Source organism: Pseudoclavibacter sp. CFCC 11306 (genome assembly GCF_008831235.1).
Lineage (GTDB): Bacteria > Actinomycetota > Actinomycetes > Actinomycetales > Microbacteriaceae > Pseudoclavibacter_A.
In genome coordinates this window covers 322,644-336,739 of the sequence record NZ_WBKF01000002.1, presented here as the reverse complement: position 1 = coordinate 336,739, position 14,096 = coordinate 322,644, and the positions used below count along the sequence as shown (strand labels likewise).

Here is a 14,096-nt window from a genome sequence, read left to right as displayed (position 1 = left end):
GACGTCGCCCCTCTGTTCAGTACTGGGGGTCATGGTCGCGCAGCTTCTGCTCGCATTCGGGGCAGACGCCGCGAAAAGTGATGTCGGCGGTCAGCACGCGCATGCCGTGCACGTCGTCAGGCGTCAGGCAGGGGGCATGCCCCACGACGCAGTCGACGTCTTCGATGCGTCCGCAGACCACGCACTGCACATGATGATGGTTGTCGTGAGTGCGCGTCTCGTATCGCGCACTGCCGGAGTCTGGCAGATCGATGCGCCGCACGAGCTCGTTGCGGGTGAGATCGTGCACGATGTTGTGCACCGACTGCGCCGAGATACTCGGCATGCCGTCGCTCAGTCCGGCGAGAATGTCTGCGGCCGAGCTGTGCGGGTGCTCGTCGAGATACTGCAGCGTCGCCAGGCGTCCGGCAGTGACGCGCAGTCCGCTCTCACGCAGCTGTTCACCCCACGATTCGGGAGCGATGGAGACATGAACGCTCATGCCCACAGTCTAGCAATATTTTGATGAACTCAAAATTATGAGCAGGACAAATCACTCTGACGCTCAGACGACGAGCTGCTGCTCATCCAACGTTGCGGCGCCGATTCAGAATGTCGTCGAGGCGCCCCGAGTCGAAGCTCGCGTCGACCCCGGCACGATCGTCGATCCAGTCGTATTCGTCGTGCTCGCCGAGCGATGCCTCGATCTCTTCGGCGACCGCCTCTGCGGCTGGCTGCGCGTCCCGGCTGTGCGCTGCCTCTGCGGCGGATGCGCCCACGGCGTCCGCCTGCGGAGTCACGATCGGGAGCTGGCGCACGTCTGCCTGCTCCTCGTCTGCAGCGCGGTTCGGCGCCGCGGGCCGAAGACCGGGAACCGAGTCGTCACCGATGCGCGCTGCCTCGGCGAGGGCTGCCGCGACGACTTCGTCGCGGGTGACGCCCAGCGGCTTCGGCAGCGGGTTCGGGGTCCAGGTGTGATCCGTCCGAACATCCTCTGCAGCTGCCTGACGCCGGGCTTCGGCGTCGAGATCGTCAGCAACGTCATAGACCGGAGTCTGCTGCGCGGGAACCTGCTGCGCAGTCTGCTCGGTCGCGAGCCGACGACGCTGATGACGCACGACTCGAGTCGCCCGCGCCCGCATGGCCAGCCCCAGCACACCGACGACCAGGCCGCAGCCGAGCCAGAGCCACCCGCTCGCACGATTTGTGACCTGCAGCGCCCCGATGATGACCAGGCCGAGAGCGATCAGGCTCAGTGTCGAGCCGACTCGCTGCCCGCGCACGGCAGCCTGCAGCTTCGGCGGCAGACCGGCTTCGCGGCGGGCTTCGCTACGCTGGGCACGCTGTCTCTCACGTTCCATTCGGCGTGCCTCTCTCGCGAGCACCGCTGCGCGGCGGGCGCTCACTTCTTCTTCGTATTCGTCTGGGAGTTCCTGATTGCGAGCGATGACGTTGACGGCACGCTGCACACGCGTGGCGTTGCGCGCGGTGGTGCGCAGATTGCGTCGCTCGATCCAGCTTGGAGTGAGCACGGCGAGCCACAGCCCCACGATGCAGAGCACCAGCATGGCGCCGCCGATCTGCCCGAGAAGTCCGCTCATGGCATTAACCTACGTTCGGCAGGGTCGTTTAGCGATGATTCGCCACGGTGTGGCGAGCATCCGCCGTCGGCCGCGAGGTGCGCGACCAGGCCGTCACGAGGAGCTTCCTCGGCCAACAGCGCGAACACCAAGTGATCGCGCCAACGATCACCGATGTGGATGTAGCCACGGCGCAGCCCCTCGGGGCGAAAGCCGAGTTTCTCGGGCACCCGGCGGGAAGCCGCATTCTCGGGCAGCATACAGATCTCGATCCGATGCATGCCCCACTCTCGAAACAGCAGATCGCAGATCAGGGCCGTCGCCGTCGGGGCGATGCCGCGACCGGCCACACGCTCGGCGACCCAATAGCCGATCGAGCACGAGTTCATCGCCCCCCAGGCGATCTGCGCCACGCTGATCTGACCGACGATCTCGCCGTGCCATTCGATCACGCAGGTGATCGAGAGACCCTCGCGCATGCTGACGATCATCGATCGCACCTGGCGTCGGGTGTCCGGCATTCCCGCCGGCTGACCGGGCAGCGTGGCCTCCCACTGCTGCAGCCAGGCCCGGCCGGCTCTCAGCTCGGCGTCGAGCGCCCGCCAGTCACGCTGCCGCACCGGGCGAATGGCGACCTCTCCCCAGACGCACCGATGCAGCGGCAGATTCACAGCGTCTTGCTGAAGTCGTTGAGCCAGGTGCGGAATGCGGGCCCGAGATCGTCGCGCTCGCTGGCCAGAGTGACCACGGTCTTCAGGTACTCAAGCTTGTCACCCGTATCGAAACGACGACCACGGAACACCACACCCAACACCGGGCCGGCAATCGACTCATCCGCCGCCAACGTCTCCAACGCATCCGTCAACTGAATCTCATTACCCCGACCCGGAGCCGTGCGCGCCAACACATCGAACACCCCCGGCTGCAACACATACCGACCGATCACCGCAAGATTCGACGGCGACGTCCCCGGCTCCGGCTTCTCCACCAGACCCGTGATCCGCACCACACCATCCTCACCCGTCGCCTCAACCTCGGCCACACCATACAAATGCGTACGATCAGCCGGCACCTCCAACAACGCCACCACCGACGCCCCCCGCGCCGCCTGCACATCCAACATCCGGCTCAGCAAATCCTCATCAGCATCAATCAGGTCATCACCCAACAACACCGCGAACGGCTCATCCCCCACATGCTCACGCCCACACAACACCGCATGCCCCAAACCACGCGGCACACCCTGACGCACCGAATGCACATCAGCCACACCAGTCGCCTCACGCACCGACGCCAACAAAGCATCCTTGCCATCAGCAGCCAAACGAGACTCCAAATACGGCGCCGCATCAAAATGATCCTCGATCGCACCCTTGCCCGACCCCGTCACCAACAACACATCAGAAAGCCCCGCACCCGAAGCCTCCTCCAACACATACTGAATCGCCGGACGATCAACCACCGGCAGCATCTCCTTCGGCACCGCCTTCGTCGCCGGCAAAAAACGCGTCCCCAAACCCGCAACCGGCACCACCGCCTTCACCGCACGACGCTGTTGTGTCCCACCCTGATTCTCTGCAGTCATGCGCCTTAGCATACCGGCACCCGTGCGCGCTCACGGGTTTAGACTCGTGCCGATGGCCGTTGATCCGATTCCAGAGACGTCGCCGGGCACCGCTGCGGCAGAGACCTCGGCAGCCCGCAAGGCCGAGCTGCGCCAGCGCATCCGTGCAGCGAGACGCCGGTCGCCATCACCGACGCGAGACCTCACCCCGAATCTGCTGCGCCTGCTCAGCCAGCTGACCAGTAGCGTTCCGGCAACCGTCGCCTGCTACCTGGCCGCTCGAAGCGAACCGCAGACACGCGGGTTCATCACGGCCGCGCAAGAGGCCGGGCATCGTGTTCTGCTGCCACAGGTACGGGTCGACGGCGGGCTGGACTGGGCCGATGCCGCGGGGGCGGGCGAGCGTGACAGCGGCTTCGGCGTGCCCGAAGTGGATGCTGCGGCGCTGCCCGAGGGAGCATTGCGTGAAGCGTCGGTCATCGTCGTTCCCGCGCTGGCGGCGTCGGGCACCGGGGCACGACTCGGACAGGGCGGCGGCTTCTACGACCGCACGCTGGCCGACCGGGCGCTCACCGCCCACGTGGTCGCTGCCGTCTTCGATGAGGAGGTGATCGCCGATCTGCCGATCGAGGCGCACGACCGACCGGTCGACTGGATCGTCACCGATCGGCGAATCCTCGCCGTGACGCCGCCGACGCATATACAGTAGAGAGCGGCGGCGTTCCACAGACGCTGCATAGGCGCACGGGGGCGCCCCTCGACGCGCCATGCGTGCAATCACATGATTCAGGAGCAAACGCAATGAAACAGGTCTTCGCCGGATTCCGAGACTTCATCTCAAAAGGCAACGCGATCGAGCTGGCCGTCGGTGTGGTCATCGGCTCGGCTTTCACCGGACTGGTCAACGCACTGGTCGAGAAGCTCATCATGCCGCTGGTCGCGGCGATCTTCGGCAAGCCCAACTTCGACTCAGTCGGCAACTTCACCATCAACGGTGCTGACTTCTCGATCGGCGCAGTGATCACTGCCATCGTGAACTTCCTGCTGATCGCGCTGGCCCTGTACTTCTGCATCGTGCTGCCGTTCAACAAGCTGCGCGAGTACCAGGTCAAGCACAGCGCCAAGAAGCCCGAGGCGCCGGAAGACCCCCGCACCGAGCTCGATGTGCTCAAAGAGATTCAGGAGGCTCTGCAGGCGCAGAACGGCACCACCGGTTCCGGCGCTCACGCGCAGAAATGACCGGTGGTCGGGCGCCCTTCCGCTTTTCCGCTGGGTGGCCCGGCTGAACCGTGTCTCATGGCAGAACCCCGCTGCCACCGCCGCATCGGCGTGGCAGCGGGGTTCTCTCTGTCTGCTGAGCGGCAGGCGCTGATCTCGCCGGCTCAGCCCCAGTGCGGAGGCCGCTGAGCTTTGAGCCAGCGGTCCTCTTCGGCTTCGGCCGTGTGATCGCCCCACTCCCCCTGCTCAGCGGATTCGTCCGCCGCTAGGGTCTGATCACGCCGGGTCAGCGCACGTTCGGCCTGCACGTCGTGTTCGTCGGGCACCGTGCCGTAGACCACGCGCCGACTGCCGATGCGACGGATGCGTTCGGTCACTGCTGCCCTCTGCGCGCGTACTCGCGCTGCTGTCGCTCGGCCGCAGCGCGATGCTGATCAAGCTCGGCCGCGATCTCGTCGGCGATGCGCTGCGGGTTCGCGAAGAGCTCGAACGAGTACACCCGGCGAAACTTCCAGCCGAGCTTGGTGAGCAGCGTCGGGTGCAGGCGCAGCACCTCTCGAAGCGTGTCGCGGTTGTAGTCGGAGTCGGTCTCGATGATCATCTGGGTGGTGCCGTCGTCGACCGCCAGCCCCAGATCGTCGTCGAAGTGATCGTTCACTTTGAGCCCCTTGCGGTGCAGCCGACGTCCGAGGTCGACGAGCAGTGCCTGCGCTGAGAAGAAGCGGCGCTCTGGAGCAGGGTCGCGCTCTCCGCCGAGCAGGTCGAAGAGCACACGCGGGGCTCCGGTCAGCCGTTCCAGCTCATTGCCTCTCGGCTGCAGCGCTGCCACCAGCGTGAGATGACGACGGGCGCGGGTGAGCGCCACCCCCAGCCAGCGCATCCCGCTGGGGTCTGGCGTGATCGCCCCGAACGCCGACAGCATCCGGCCGTGCGGCGTACGACCGTATCCGAGCGCGAAGATCACTCGATCGCGGCTGCGCGACGCAGCCTGCGCGACGGTGAGCACTAAGAACGGCTCTGGCTGCCGCGGGTCGAAGAACGTCTGCAGCGCCTGTCGCGTAGCCAGCTCGGAGCGCAGCGCCGCACGCACCTGCTGTGCCATGGCCTCGCTGGGCGTCACCACCATGAGCGAGTCGTCCGGGTGCCAGACCGCTGTGGCGAAGGCCAGATCGACGACCTTGGCCACCTCTGCGGGCAGCGCCTCGACGTTGCCGCTGTCGGGGTCGGGCGTGCCTCGTCCGGGGGCCTCGACCTGCACGACGTCGTAGGCTGACTGTCCGGCGAACTCGGCGGCCGAGGGCAGCGCGCGAATCTGCAGGTCGTACCAGCGACGATTCACCAGCGACGCCAGGGCACGGCCGCCGGATCGATAGCTGAAGTCGAGAGTGAACTCAGGCAGCAGCCCCCGCAGCGCCGCGAACGCCGACGGCTCGTCGGTGATCGGCACCACCTCGGGGTCGTTCGGGTCGATGCTGAACCGGCTCGGCGTGCCGAGCACCGGGTCGCCTATGGCGATGACCTGCTCGGACTGTGCGATCGGCAGCACCGCCTCAGACAGCGCCATACTCGCCGCATCGAGCAGAATCACCGTGTCGAAATGCGCTCGATCAGGCACATCAGATCCGAACTGGTATGGCGAGAACAGCCAGACCGGTGCGACGGCCCGCCCGACGACCGGCAGACGCTGCATGAGCGTCGACGGTGTGACGGCGTCGTCGAGCAGACGCTGCCGCAGTTCGGCCGCCTCGTCCGGGTGCAGGTCGATAGCCTCACGCCACCGGCTGGCGAGCGTGGCTGCGAGCTCTTGGGCGTGATCGTCGACCACGCGGCGGTCTTCGAGCACGAAATCGCGCTCCAGTCGCGCCAGCACCTGCGTGTTGGCGTTGAGCAGCGAACCGTCGCGCTCGAGCAGCAGTTCGAGCACTGACTGCCACCATGCGAGTTCGAGCTCGTCAGCGGCGTGCTCTGTCGTCACATGCCGTCGGGCGAAGTCGTCGACGAGTTCAGAGAGCCCCTCGCGTTCGAGCGCGGCCAGCAGCTCGGCGCGCTCGTGCAGATGCTCCAACGCACCGACGTCGCGCGACAAGGAATCGAGCACCTCCTGCACCCGCTCGACCGGCACACGCATCAGATCGCCGATGCGCTCACGGTCGAGCGGCCGCTGCAGCTCCTGCAGGTCGGCGGTCAGCGCGGTGTACATGATGTTCACATCGCCGAGGCCGACCGGCACGTTGGGCGGTCGGTGATCGGCCACCAGCTGCCCCCAGAGGATGCGCTCCTCCTGGATCTCCTGCAGCGCCTGGTGCACGTCGTTGACGTGAGCGCCCGGCCGCTGATACTCCTTGGCCAGCTGACGCAGGCGACGGCGCGAGCCGACCGGCATATCCTGTTCGCGACGCGGAGCCGTCGCGATGATGAGCTCTTCGAGCGACCGGTCGTAGACCACCGGCTGAAAACGGTCGAGGGTGCTGCGCACGCGCAGCAGCAGAGCGAGCCCCTCACCGATCTCGGTGAGATTCGTGGGGCGTCGCAGCCCGGCGTCATGGAACACTCGCCGAGACTTCTCGACCAGTACCTGCAGATCATTGCCAGCCAGCCGTTTGGCGAGCAGATAGATGTTCTCAGCGTCTTGCGGGGTGTCGAACTCGGCTCCGTACCACGACGAGTCGTCAGGCCCGAAGTCGAACTGGCCGAGGTCAGCGGCCTTGCGCAGCAGAGCCGCTGCCGAGGTGCGGTCGACGGCCAGCGACTCGAGAACGGTCGAGTGCAGACGCACCTTGGTGTGCGGCGGGTCGGGCAGCAGCGACAGACGAGCCAGCTCGCTCAGCGCCTGCTCGACCGAGACGCCATAGGTCTGACTGACCTGCCCCAGGCTGCGCCGGTAGCCAAGCAGCGCATCGCGGATGCGAGCGTAGGCCCCAGCTCGCTCCTCGCGGTCTTGGGGCGCCTGTGCACGCTCGTTGCGCGAGATCGCGTGCACGACGTCCTGGCGCAGGTGCTGCGCCGTGACCGCCATGCCGGCCAGCCCGCGCGATGCCAGCTTCGTCGCCACGGCATCCAGCGTCGCGCGCGACGAGGCGACCACTGCGACCCGACGCCCGACCGGCACCAGGGTGGCCAAGATGTTCGACACCGCCTGCGCAACCCCTGACCCCGGCACTGTGCGCACCACGAATGATGTGCCGGTGCTGGCCTGGGCGACGACGCGCTCCTGCTCGGCGCTCGCATCGAGTATCAGCGCATCCGACAGCGCAGAGCGTTCGTCCGCGCTGTTCACGGTGACGAGCCGGGCCCGTTCCTGCAGCGCGTCGGCCGCGCCGGGCACGCCGGCGACCGCATCGAGAATCGGGTGGATGCGCGTGGCAGCCCGCGTCGAGAGACCGCTCGCCGCGGTGCTGTAGGTTCCCATGACGAGCCGCCCCTGGAAGTCGACGCCGTCGACGAAGTGGAATTCGCGATCGAGACGGTGCAGCGCCTCATCCGGGTGAAAGCCGTTCTCGTCATGCACGGCCGCAACGATGCCGTCGACGTCGATCTCTGAAGAGAAGCGGCGTTCGAGCAGCGAGACGACCTCGGGATTGATCAGAGAACGACCGGTGATGAGCAGCTCGAAGTCGCCGGGCACTGCCTGAATCGCTGCAGGCTGCACAATCAGAGGCAGGTGTCCGGAGCGCCCTCTGCTGCCGTGCCAGAGCATCTCGCCGGCGAGCAGGTGCACCGCGTCGATGCCCCGGTCTTCGGCCAGTTCGGCCGCCTTGTGCTCGATCTGCCGGGCGACCCGCATCGAACGGGCGCGCGCCTTCTCATCTCGAATGAGCGTCGAGAGTCGGGTGACTCGCCCGCTGAAGAGGCGGGCGATGCCGCCCGGATGCGCGGTGCTGAGATCGAGGATCGCCGAGCGCTCGGTGCCTCTGCGGGCACTTTCGCCGACTGCTGTGAGTCGATCGCGCCACCCCGCCCAGGCGGCGCTGCGCTGATCTGATTCTGCAGTCACACGAACTCCTCCGAAATCCGATTGCACTCCCTCTCCCAGCCTAGCGTCAGCACCGACCGCTGGGCGCCAGCGCCGGTGAGCCTTCGACAGCTTGCTCAGACGGACACCTCACAGATGGCGAAACCCGATCGACGTCCAACGTGAGACCGGGCTGACCATCACCGACTCGCCGGGAGCCGGTGCATGGATCACCTGCCCGCCGCCCAAATAGATGCCTACGTGACCGCCGCCGTTCATCCACACGAGGTCGCCGGGCTGCGCATTCTCGAGCGAGACGGCCTGCCCGACGTTCATCTGCGCCTGCGAGACGCGAGGCAGGCTGATGCCGTTGTGCGAATAGACCCAACTGGTGAAGCCCGAGCAGTCGAACCCGGCCGGAGTCGTGCCACCCCAGACATAGGGAACTCCCAGGTACTGACGTGCCAAGTCGGTCACACCAGTCGCTGCTTCTGCAGGCGCTGCCGACTCCGACGCACCGACAGTCAGCACCGTCGTCGCCTCTGAAGCAGCTGCGTCGACGGGGCGCTCTGCCTCGGCGTCAAGATCGTTCCAAGTCTGTTCGAAAGAAGGCTCAAGCTGCTGCGAGGGCCCTGAAGCAGGCACAGAGGCAGCAGTCTGAGCCTGTGCGGGCACCACGGATGAGAAGATCAGACCGCCCGAGACGAGAACGGTCGCAAGAAAGCTGGACATCTTCGAAGAACGGGACGTGATCAGCATCCGTTCAGTTTACCGCGACTGGCACCTGTTCGCGAGAGCCACGGGATGGTGCCACCGGCGAGAATCGAACTCGCGACGCACAGTTTAGGAAACTGTCGCTCTATCCACTGAGCTACGGCGGCAGAAGGTGAGAGCCGAGTCTCTCGACTCGGCTCTCACCTGCGCTTCACAAAACCTTTGCGCGTCAGATGCGCACGAACGTCGCCCCACCGATGTAGGACTTCCAGTTGCTCACCGAGATGTACTCGACGTTCTTGCCGGGTCGCGGTGCGTGGATGATCGTTCCGTTGCCGGCGTAGATGCCGATGTGACCGGGCTTCCAGACGAGGTCGCCGGGCTGTGCAGCGGATTCGTCGATGACGGTGCCGGCTGCCTTCTGGGCGGAGTCTGTACGCGGCAAGCTGATGCCGTGCTGTGCGAAGACGTACTGCACCAGACCAGAGCAGTCGAAGCCTGCGGGCGTCGTACCGCCGAAGACGTAGGGAACGCCAAGATACTGGGCGGCGGTCGCCACGACTGTCGCTCCCGGGCCAGCTTGGACGGGGGCCGGGCCAGACGCAGATGCCGTTGCAGCACTCTTGTCGGCAGAAACAGAGCTGGAGCTGCCGGGCGTGCGCACCACGGTTGGGGTCGGTGCCGCAACCGGCTCTGGGGTGTCTGCCGAGACCGTACCCACTACTTCGAGATCATCGAAGGCTGCCGGGGCCAGACTGTTGGTGCTCACGGCCAGCTGCTGCCGCTGCATCTCTGCGCGCACAGGAGCCGTGACGCCCGTCTCCTGGCTGAGACTGACTTCTGCCGCCTGAGAGGGAACCGCAGTCGCGAAGACCAGCCCACCGGCTACAGCGAGTGTTGCGAGAGTTCCAGAGACTTTGGACGATTTCAGTCTGGTCAGCATTGGTACATCCTAACGCTTTCGCGATCCATATCTAAAGTCAGCTCTTACAGCCGGGCAGTGAGGCAGCGTTTCCGGCCTGCAGCATGTCAAGTCCGTCGACGATCTGCCCCGGGCCGCTTGGCCAGACATTACTGCCGCCGTTGAGGTGCACCTCGAAGTGCAGATGAGGCCCGGTCGAGTGGCCCTCATTGCCGACGACGGCGATCGGCTGTCCCATCGTCACCTGCTGGCCCGCTGAGACGCTGACCGACTCAGGCGGAATGTGCAGGTAGAAATGATCGACCTGTGTGCCGTCGGGCATGACGGTGCGCAGATGAATCATCGGGTTCCCGGCGGCAGACCCGACCTCGATGACCGTGCCGCTCCATGCGGCGACGACCGTGGTGCCGATCGGCGCGGCAAGATCGACGCCGTTGTGCATGCGCCCCCATCGCTCGGCGATGCGAGACGTCACCGTATACGAGCCCGCCGGCACCGGAATGACACCGGCAGCACTGGGCGTCACCGAGCCTGCCTGAACCTGGCAGACGTTGCCGCTGGTCAGCCGAGCCGTGGCTCGCTCTTCCGCAGTCAGAAAATCGCCGCCGTCTGCGTTCGAATAGCTCGCCGACGACGCGAGCAGAGCACCGGACTGCAGTGAGCCGGAATCGACGAGTTCGGCCTCACGATAGGCGATCTCGGCCGGCGAGAGCTGCGTGAGATTGCTCGTCGCCGCCACAGCGGGCGACACGGCATACGCAGGCACGGCTGCGGTGAAGCTGAGCCCCATGGCAATGGCCACGGCAGTGATGTTGCGGGCGCGCCCCGTCTTCAGAGGGCGGGAGAACGAACGTCGACCTCGCCGAAAGACGGCTCCGCTCGGCAGCTGCTGGCGTCGAGGCATGCGCTCTGGGGAAGGCCCGTCGCCGCCGACCGCCTTCACGACGAGAGCGGATGAGACCGATGGCTCTTCGGCTTTCGCCTCACGGGGGTGCTGAACAGGCTGAGGCTGGCTGGAGTGTGCGACCTGTCGATCTTCGGCTTCCCAGATCGCACGCATCTCGCGGCGAGTCATGGGCTTGCGAGCGGCATGACCGTGGACAGGGGAGCGCTGTTCTGCGGTCACACGCTTCTCACTCTGCATTCGTTCGGAGGTTCCTCTCTGCATAGGCCTGACACGAACAGTCATCAAGCCTATACACCCCGGTGAGAAATGTCACCCTCGCGTTCGACTGGGCACGTCGATCGCGGCTCGATCAGTGGTCGTCCACGAAGATGTGCGTCGCGATCTCAGGGGCCAGCTCGAGCCCTTCGTCACGCCCTTCGACCTTGACGCGCGTGTAGTCGCCCACTGCCTGGATCGTGACCTCGGCGCCGGGCACGATGCCGACCTCGCGGAACTGCTTGAGCAGGTCGGGATCGAGCTGCACAGGCTCACCCATTCGACGCACCGCCCGCTGCAGCGACCCCTTTGCCGTGCGCGCCAGCGTGTGCACATCGACCACGCCGTGCAGGAACTCCACATTGCTCTGTTCGTCCAGCTCGTCCAGACCCGGAATCGGGTTTCCGTACGGGCTCTCGTCCAGCCGCGAGATGAGCGGGATGATACGACGCTCGACGTCTTCGCTCATCACATGTTCCCAGCGGCAGGCCTCGTCGTGCACCAGCTCCCAGTCCAGCTTGATCACGTCTGAGAGCAGACGTTCGGCAAGACGATGCTTGCGCATGACGCGGACGGCTTTTGCCCGCCCTTCTGCCGTGAGCTCGAGGTGACGGTCTCCGCTGACCACCACCAGCCCGTCACGCTCCATGCGGGAGACCGTCTGAGAGACCGTGGGCCCCGAATGGCCGAGTCGCTCCGAGATCCGCGCACGAAGCGGCACGATTCCCTCTTCTTCCAGCTCGAGAATGGTTCGCAGATACATCTCTGTCGTGTCAATCAGATCAGTCACCGAGCAGTCCTCCTTCGGCCGACGCCCGCACGGCCGTCACGCCAAGTTAGTCTAGCCTAAATATTCGGTCGGCTCAGCGCACGACCGTCAACGATCGTCCCGATGTCCGGCCATGTCGACGGCTAGCATTGACGCATGGCTTCCATCGAGATTCCCCAGACACTGCTTCCCCGAGACGGCCGCTTCGGCTCTGGCCCGAGCCGCGTGCGAGACGAACAGCTCGACGCCCTCAACACCGCCGGACGCGCCCTGATCGGCACCTCGCACAGAGCGGCTCCGGTCAAACAGCTCGTCGCCGACCTGCAGCAGCATCTCACCGAGCTCTATGGCCTGCCCGACGGCTACGAGGTCGTGCTCGGCCTCGGCGGTGCGAGCGTGTTCTGGGACACCGCAGCCGCCGGACTCATCGAGCAGCGCAGTCAGCATGTGGTCATCGGCGAGTTCAGCGCCAAGTTCGCCAAGGCCGCGAGCGCACCGTGGCTGCAGACGCCCGACCTGCGTGAGGCGGCATTCGGCGAGGCGACCGCGAACGCACCGACTCCAGGGATCGATCTCTATGCCTGGCCGCATAACGAGACGTCGACCGGCGTGCAGCTGCCGGTTCGCCGAGTGGATGACATGGGCGCGTTGAGCGTCGTCGACGGCACCAGCGCGGCAGGCGGCACATTCGTCGATCCCGCCCAGTTCGACGTCTACTACTTCTCGCCGCAGAAGAACCTCGGTTCGGAGGGCGGCCTCTGGATCGCGCTGATGTCACCCGCTGCGATCGAACGTGCTGCGCGCATCGCCGACGGCGATCGCTTCATCCCTGCCGCCCTCTCGCTGCAGGGTGCGATCACGAACTCGCGCAAGCATCAGACGATCAACACTCCGGCGATCGCCACGCTCTTTCTGCTCGATCAGCAGGTGCAGTGGCTGCTCGCCAACGGGGGCCTGGCATGGGCCGACGCTCGCACGAAACAGTCGTCACAGCTCGTCTACGACTGGGCAGAGGCCGACACTCGACTCACGCCGTTCGTCAGCGATCCGGCGGTGCGGTCACAGGTCGTGACGACGATTGATCTCGACGAGAGCATCCACGCCGCCGACGTCACGGCAGCGCTGCGCGAGAACGGCATCGTCGACGTGAACGGCTATCGCAAGCTCGGCCGCAACCAGCTGCGCATCGGCACGTTCGTCGCGGTGGAGCCGGCTGAGGTGGAGCGTCTCATCGAGTCGATCACCTACGTGCTCGACCGCATGTGATGCCGCCGGGGTCACTCCTGCGCGGGTGATCCCTCGGCCTCAGCCGTCGCCTCAGACGTTTCCTCGATCATCGGCTCATCCGCGGCCTCGGACTCGGCGTCACCGTCAGACTGCGATTCGGCATCGGCCGTCGAATCTATGTCGGAGTCGTCCCGGCTGTCGACGTCGTCAGAGTCGTCATCATGCTGCGCCTTGTACTCGGCGAAGCGCTCGGACCACGGCACCCAGGCGGGCGGAACGAGCGCGCCCTCGCCGGGCATGAGCCCGACTTCGAGCACCGTAGGAGTCGATTCGGCGTCGACGCGGCCCAGCACGGCGGCCCATTCCCAGTGCGGGTAGCCGGGAACGTCAGAGGCGAACCGCAGAGTGAACACGTTCTCGTCGGGTTCGGGGTCTGCCCGCAGCAGCGCCCCGATCTGCCGGCGTGGTGCGATCTCGGCCAAAGCCGAGCGCGCAGCTGCCTCTTGAGCCAGGAACTCGGCGGGATCAGACACAGTCGGGTCAGACATCGAGTTCGTCCGCCACCTTTCGCAGCACCGCAGCGACCTTGCGCGCATGTGCGTCAGACGGGTAACGGCCGTGCTTCAGGCCGCCTCCGATGCCGTCGAGCAGCTTGATCAGGTCTTCGACCACGACAGACATGTCTTCGGCCGCACGTCGACGCGATTTCGCGACGCTCGGAGGCGCCGTCAGCACGCGAACCGAGAGCGCCTGCGCCCCTCGCTTCCCCTCGGCCACACCGAACTCCAGACGGGTTCCCGGGTGTAGCGAGGTCACCCCGGCGGGCAGTGCCGAGGTATGCAGAAAGACCTGTTGGCCGTCATCAGCGGTGATGAAGCCGAACCCTTTCTCCTCGTCGAAGAACTTCACTTTTCCGGTTGGCATCGCACATCTCTTTCGAGTTCACTCACGGTCTCGCGACATCTGCGCAAGATACTCCGTCGCGCGGATCGCGCACGACAAGTATTCT

General features: G+C 65.9%; 15 protein-coding genes and 1 tRNA gene. 3 read left to right on the top strand and 13 right to left on the bottom strand.

Annotation, left to right across the window (positions count from 1 at the left end):
* Window positions 1–16: 16 nt before the first annotated feature.
* From F8O09_RS08410 to F8O09_RS08395, 4 genes are all read right to left on the bottom strand, one after another.
* Window positions 17–481, bottom strand: coding sequence for a Fur family transcriptional regulator (locus F8O09_RS08410; protein WP_158054885.1), 465 nt, complete (start codon window positions 479–481; stop codon window positions 17–19).
* Between the two features lie 82 nt (window positions 482–563).
* Window positions 564–1,580 (bottom strand): hypothetical protein, encoded by a 1,017-nt coding sequence (locus tag F8O09_RS08405; protein ID WP_158054883.1) that lies wholly within the window; start codon window positions 1,578–1,580, stop codon window positions 564–566.
* Window positions 1,577–2,230 (bottom strand): GNAT family N-acetyltransferase, encoded by a 654-nt coding sequence (locus tag F8O09_RS08400; RefSeq protein ID WP_225732952.1) that lies wholly within the window; start codon window positions 2,228–2,230, stop codon window positions 1,577–1,579. Before F8O09_RS08400 ends, F8O09_RS08405 begins: the two co-directional genes overlap by 4 nt.
* A complete protein-coding gene (locus tag F8O09_RS08395) occupies window positions 2,227–3,144 on the bottom strand; it encodes a UTP--glucose-1-phosphate uridylyltransferase (protein ID WP_158054881.1) in 918 nt (305 codons plus the stop codon). Before F8O09_RS08395 ends, F8O09_RS08400 begins: the two co-directional genes overlap by 4 nt.
* Before the next feature lie 52 nt (window positions 3,145–3,196).
* Between F8O09_RS08395 and F8O09_RS08390 the strand changes: the two genes are divergently transcribed.
* The gene (locus F8O09_RS08390) at window positions 3,197–3,832 is read left to right on the top strand and encodes a 5-formyltetrahydrofolate cyclo-ligase (protein ID WP_192497629.1); all 636 of its coding nucleotides are present in this window, start codon (window positions 3,197–3,199) and stop codon (window positions 3,830–3,832) included.
* 92 nt (window positions 3,833–3,924) lie between these two features.
* Window positions 3,925–4,362, top strand: a complete 438-nt coding sequence (gene mscL / locus F8O09_RS08385; protein ID WP_158030217.1) for a large conductance mechanosensitive channel protein MscL — start codon at window positions 3,925–3,927, stop codon at window positions 4,360–4,362.
* Between the two features lie 143 nt (window positions 4,363–4,505).
* Here the strand turns inward: mscL and F8O09_RS08380 are convergent, their stop codons facing one another.
* The 7 genes from F8O09_RS08380 to F8O09_RS08350 form a co-directional block, all read right to left on the bottom strand.
* Window positions 4,506–4,718: a hypothetical protein gene (locus F8O09_RS08380; RefSeq protein WP_158030218.1), complete on the bottom strand. Its 213-nt coding sequence runs from the start codon at window positions 4,716–4,718 to the stop codon at window positions 4,506–4,508.
* On the bottom strand, window positions 4,715–8,335 hold the full coding sequence (locus F8O09_RS08375) for an ATP-binding protein (protein ID WP_158054877.1): 3,621 nt from the start codon (window positions 8,333–8,335) through the stop codon (window positions 4,715–4,717). Before F8O09_RS08375 ends, F8O09_RS08380 begins: the two co-directional genes overlap by 4 nt.
* 108 nt (window positions 8,336–8,443) lie before the next feature.
* Entirely contained in the window at window positions 8,444–9,052 is a 609-nt protein-coding gene (locus F8O09_RS08370; RefSeq protein WP_225732951.1) for a C40 family peptidase, read from the bottom strand.
* A 46-nt stretch (window positions 9,053–9,098) separates the two neighbouring features.
* A tRNA-Arg gene (locus F8O09_RS08365) sits at window positions 9,099–9,174 on the bottom strand.
* Window positions 9,175–9,236: 62 nt separating this feature from the next.
* Window positions 9,237–9,950, bottom strand: coding sequence for a C40 family peptidase (locus F8O09_RS08360; RefSeq protein ID WP_158054876.1), 714 nt, complete (start codon window positions 9,948–9,950; stop codon window positions 9,237–9,239).
* A 37-nt stretch (window positions 9,951–9,987) separates the two neighbouring features.
* Window positions 9,988–11,055 (bottom strand): M23 family metallopeptidase, encoded by a 1,068-nt coding sequence (locus F8O09_RS08355; RefSeq protein ID WP_192497628.1) that lies wholly within the window; start codon window positions 11,053–11,055, stop codon window positions 9,988–9,990.
* Window positions 11,056–11,185: 130 nt separating this feature from the next.
* The gene (locus tag F8O09_RS08350; protein WP_158030222.1) at window positions 11,186–11,881 is read right to left on the bottom strand and encodes a metal-dependent transcriptional regulator; all 696 of its coding nucleotides are present in this window, start codon (window positions 11,879–11,881) and stop codon (window positions 11,186–11,188) included.
* Between the two features lie 135 nt (window positions 11,882–12,016).
* On the opposite strand from F8O09_RS08350, the gene serC reads away from it, so the two are divergent.
* Entirely contained in the window at window positions 12,017–13,126 is a 1,110-nt protein-coding gene (gene serC / locus F8O09_RS08345) for a phosphoserine transaminase (RefSeq protein ID WP_158054872.1), read from the top strand.
* An 11-nt stretch (window positions 13,127–13,137) separates the two neighbouring features.
* Here serC and F8O09_RS08340 read toward each other — a convergent pair whose 3' ends face one another.
* On the bottom strand, window positions 13,138–13,635 hold the full coding sequence (locus F8O09_RS08340) for a DUF3027 domain-containing protein (protein WP_192497627.1): 498 nt from the start codon (window positions 13,633–13,635) through the stop codon (window positions 13,138–13,140).
* On the bottom strand, window positions 13,628–14,011 hold the full coding sequence (locus tag F8O09_RS08335) for a cold-shock protein (RefSeq protein WP_158030225.1): 384 nt from the start codon (window positions 14,009–14,011) through the stop codon (window positions 13,628–13,630). The genes F8O09_RS08340 and F8O09_RS08335 overlap by 8 nt, the downstream gene beginning before the upstream one ends.
* Window positions 14,012–14,096 lie beyond the last annotated feature (85 nt).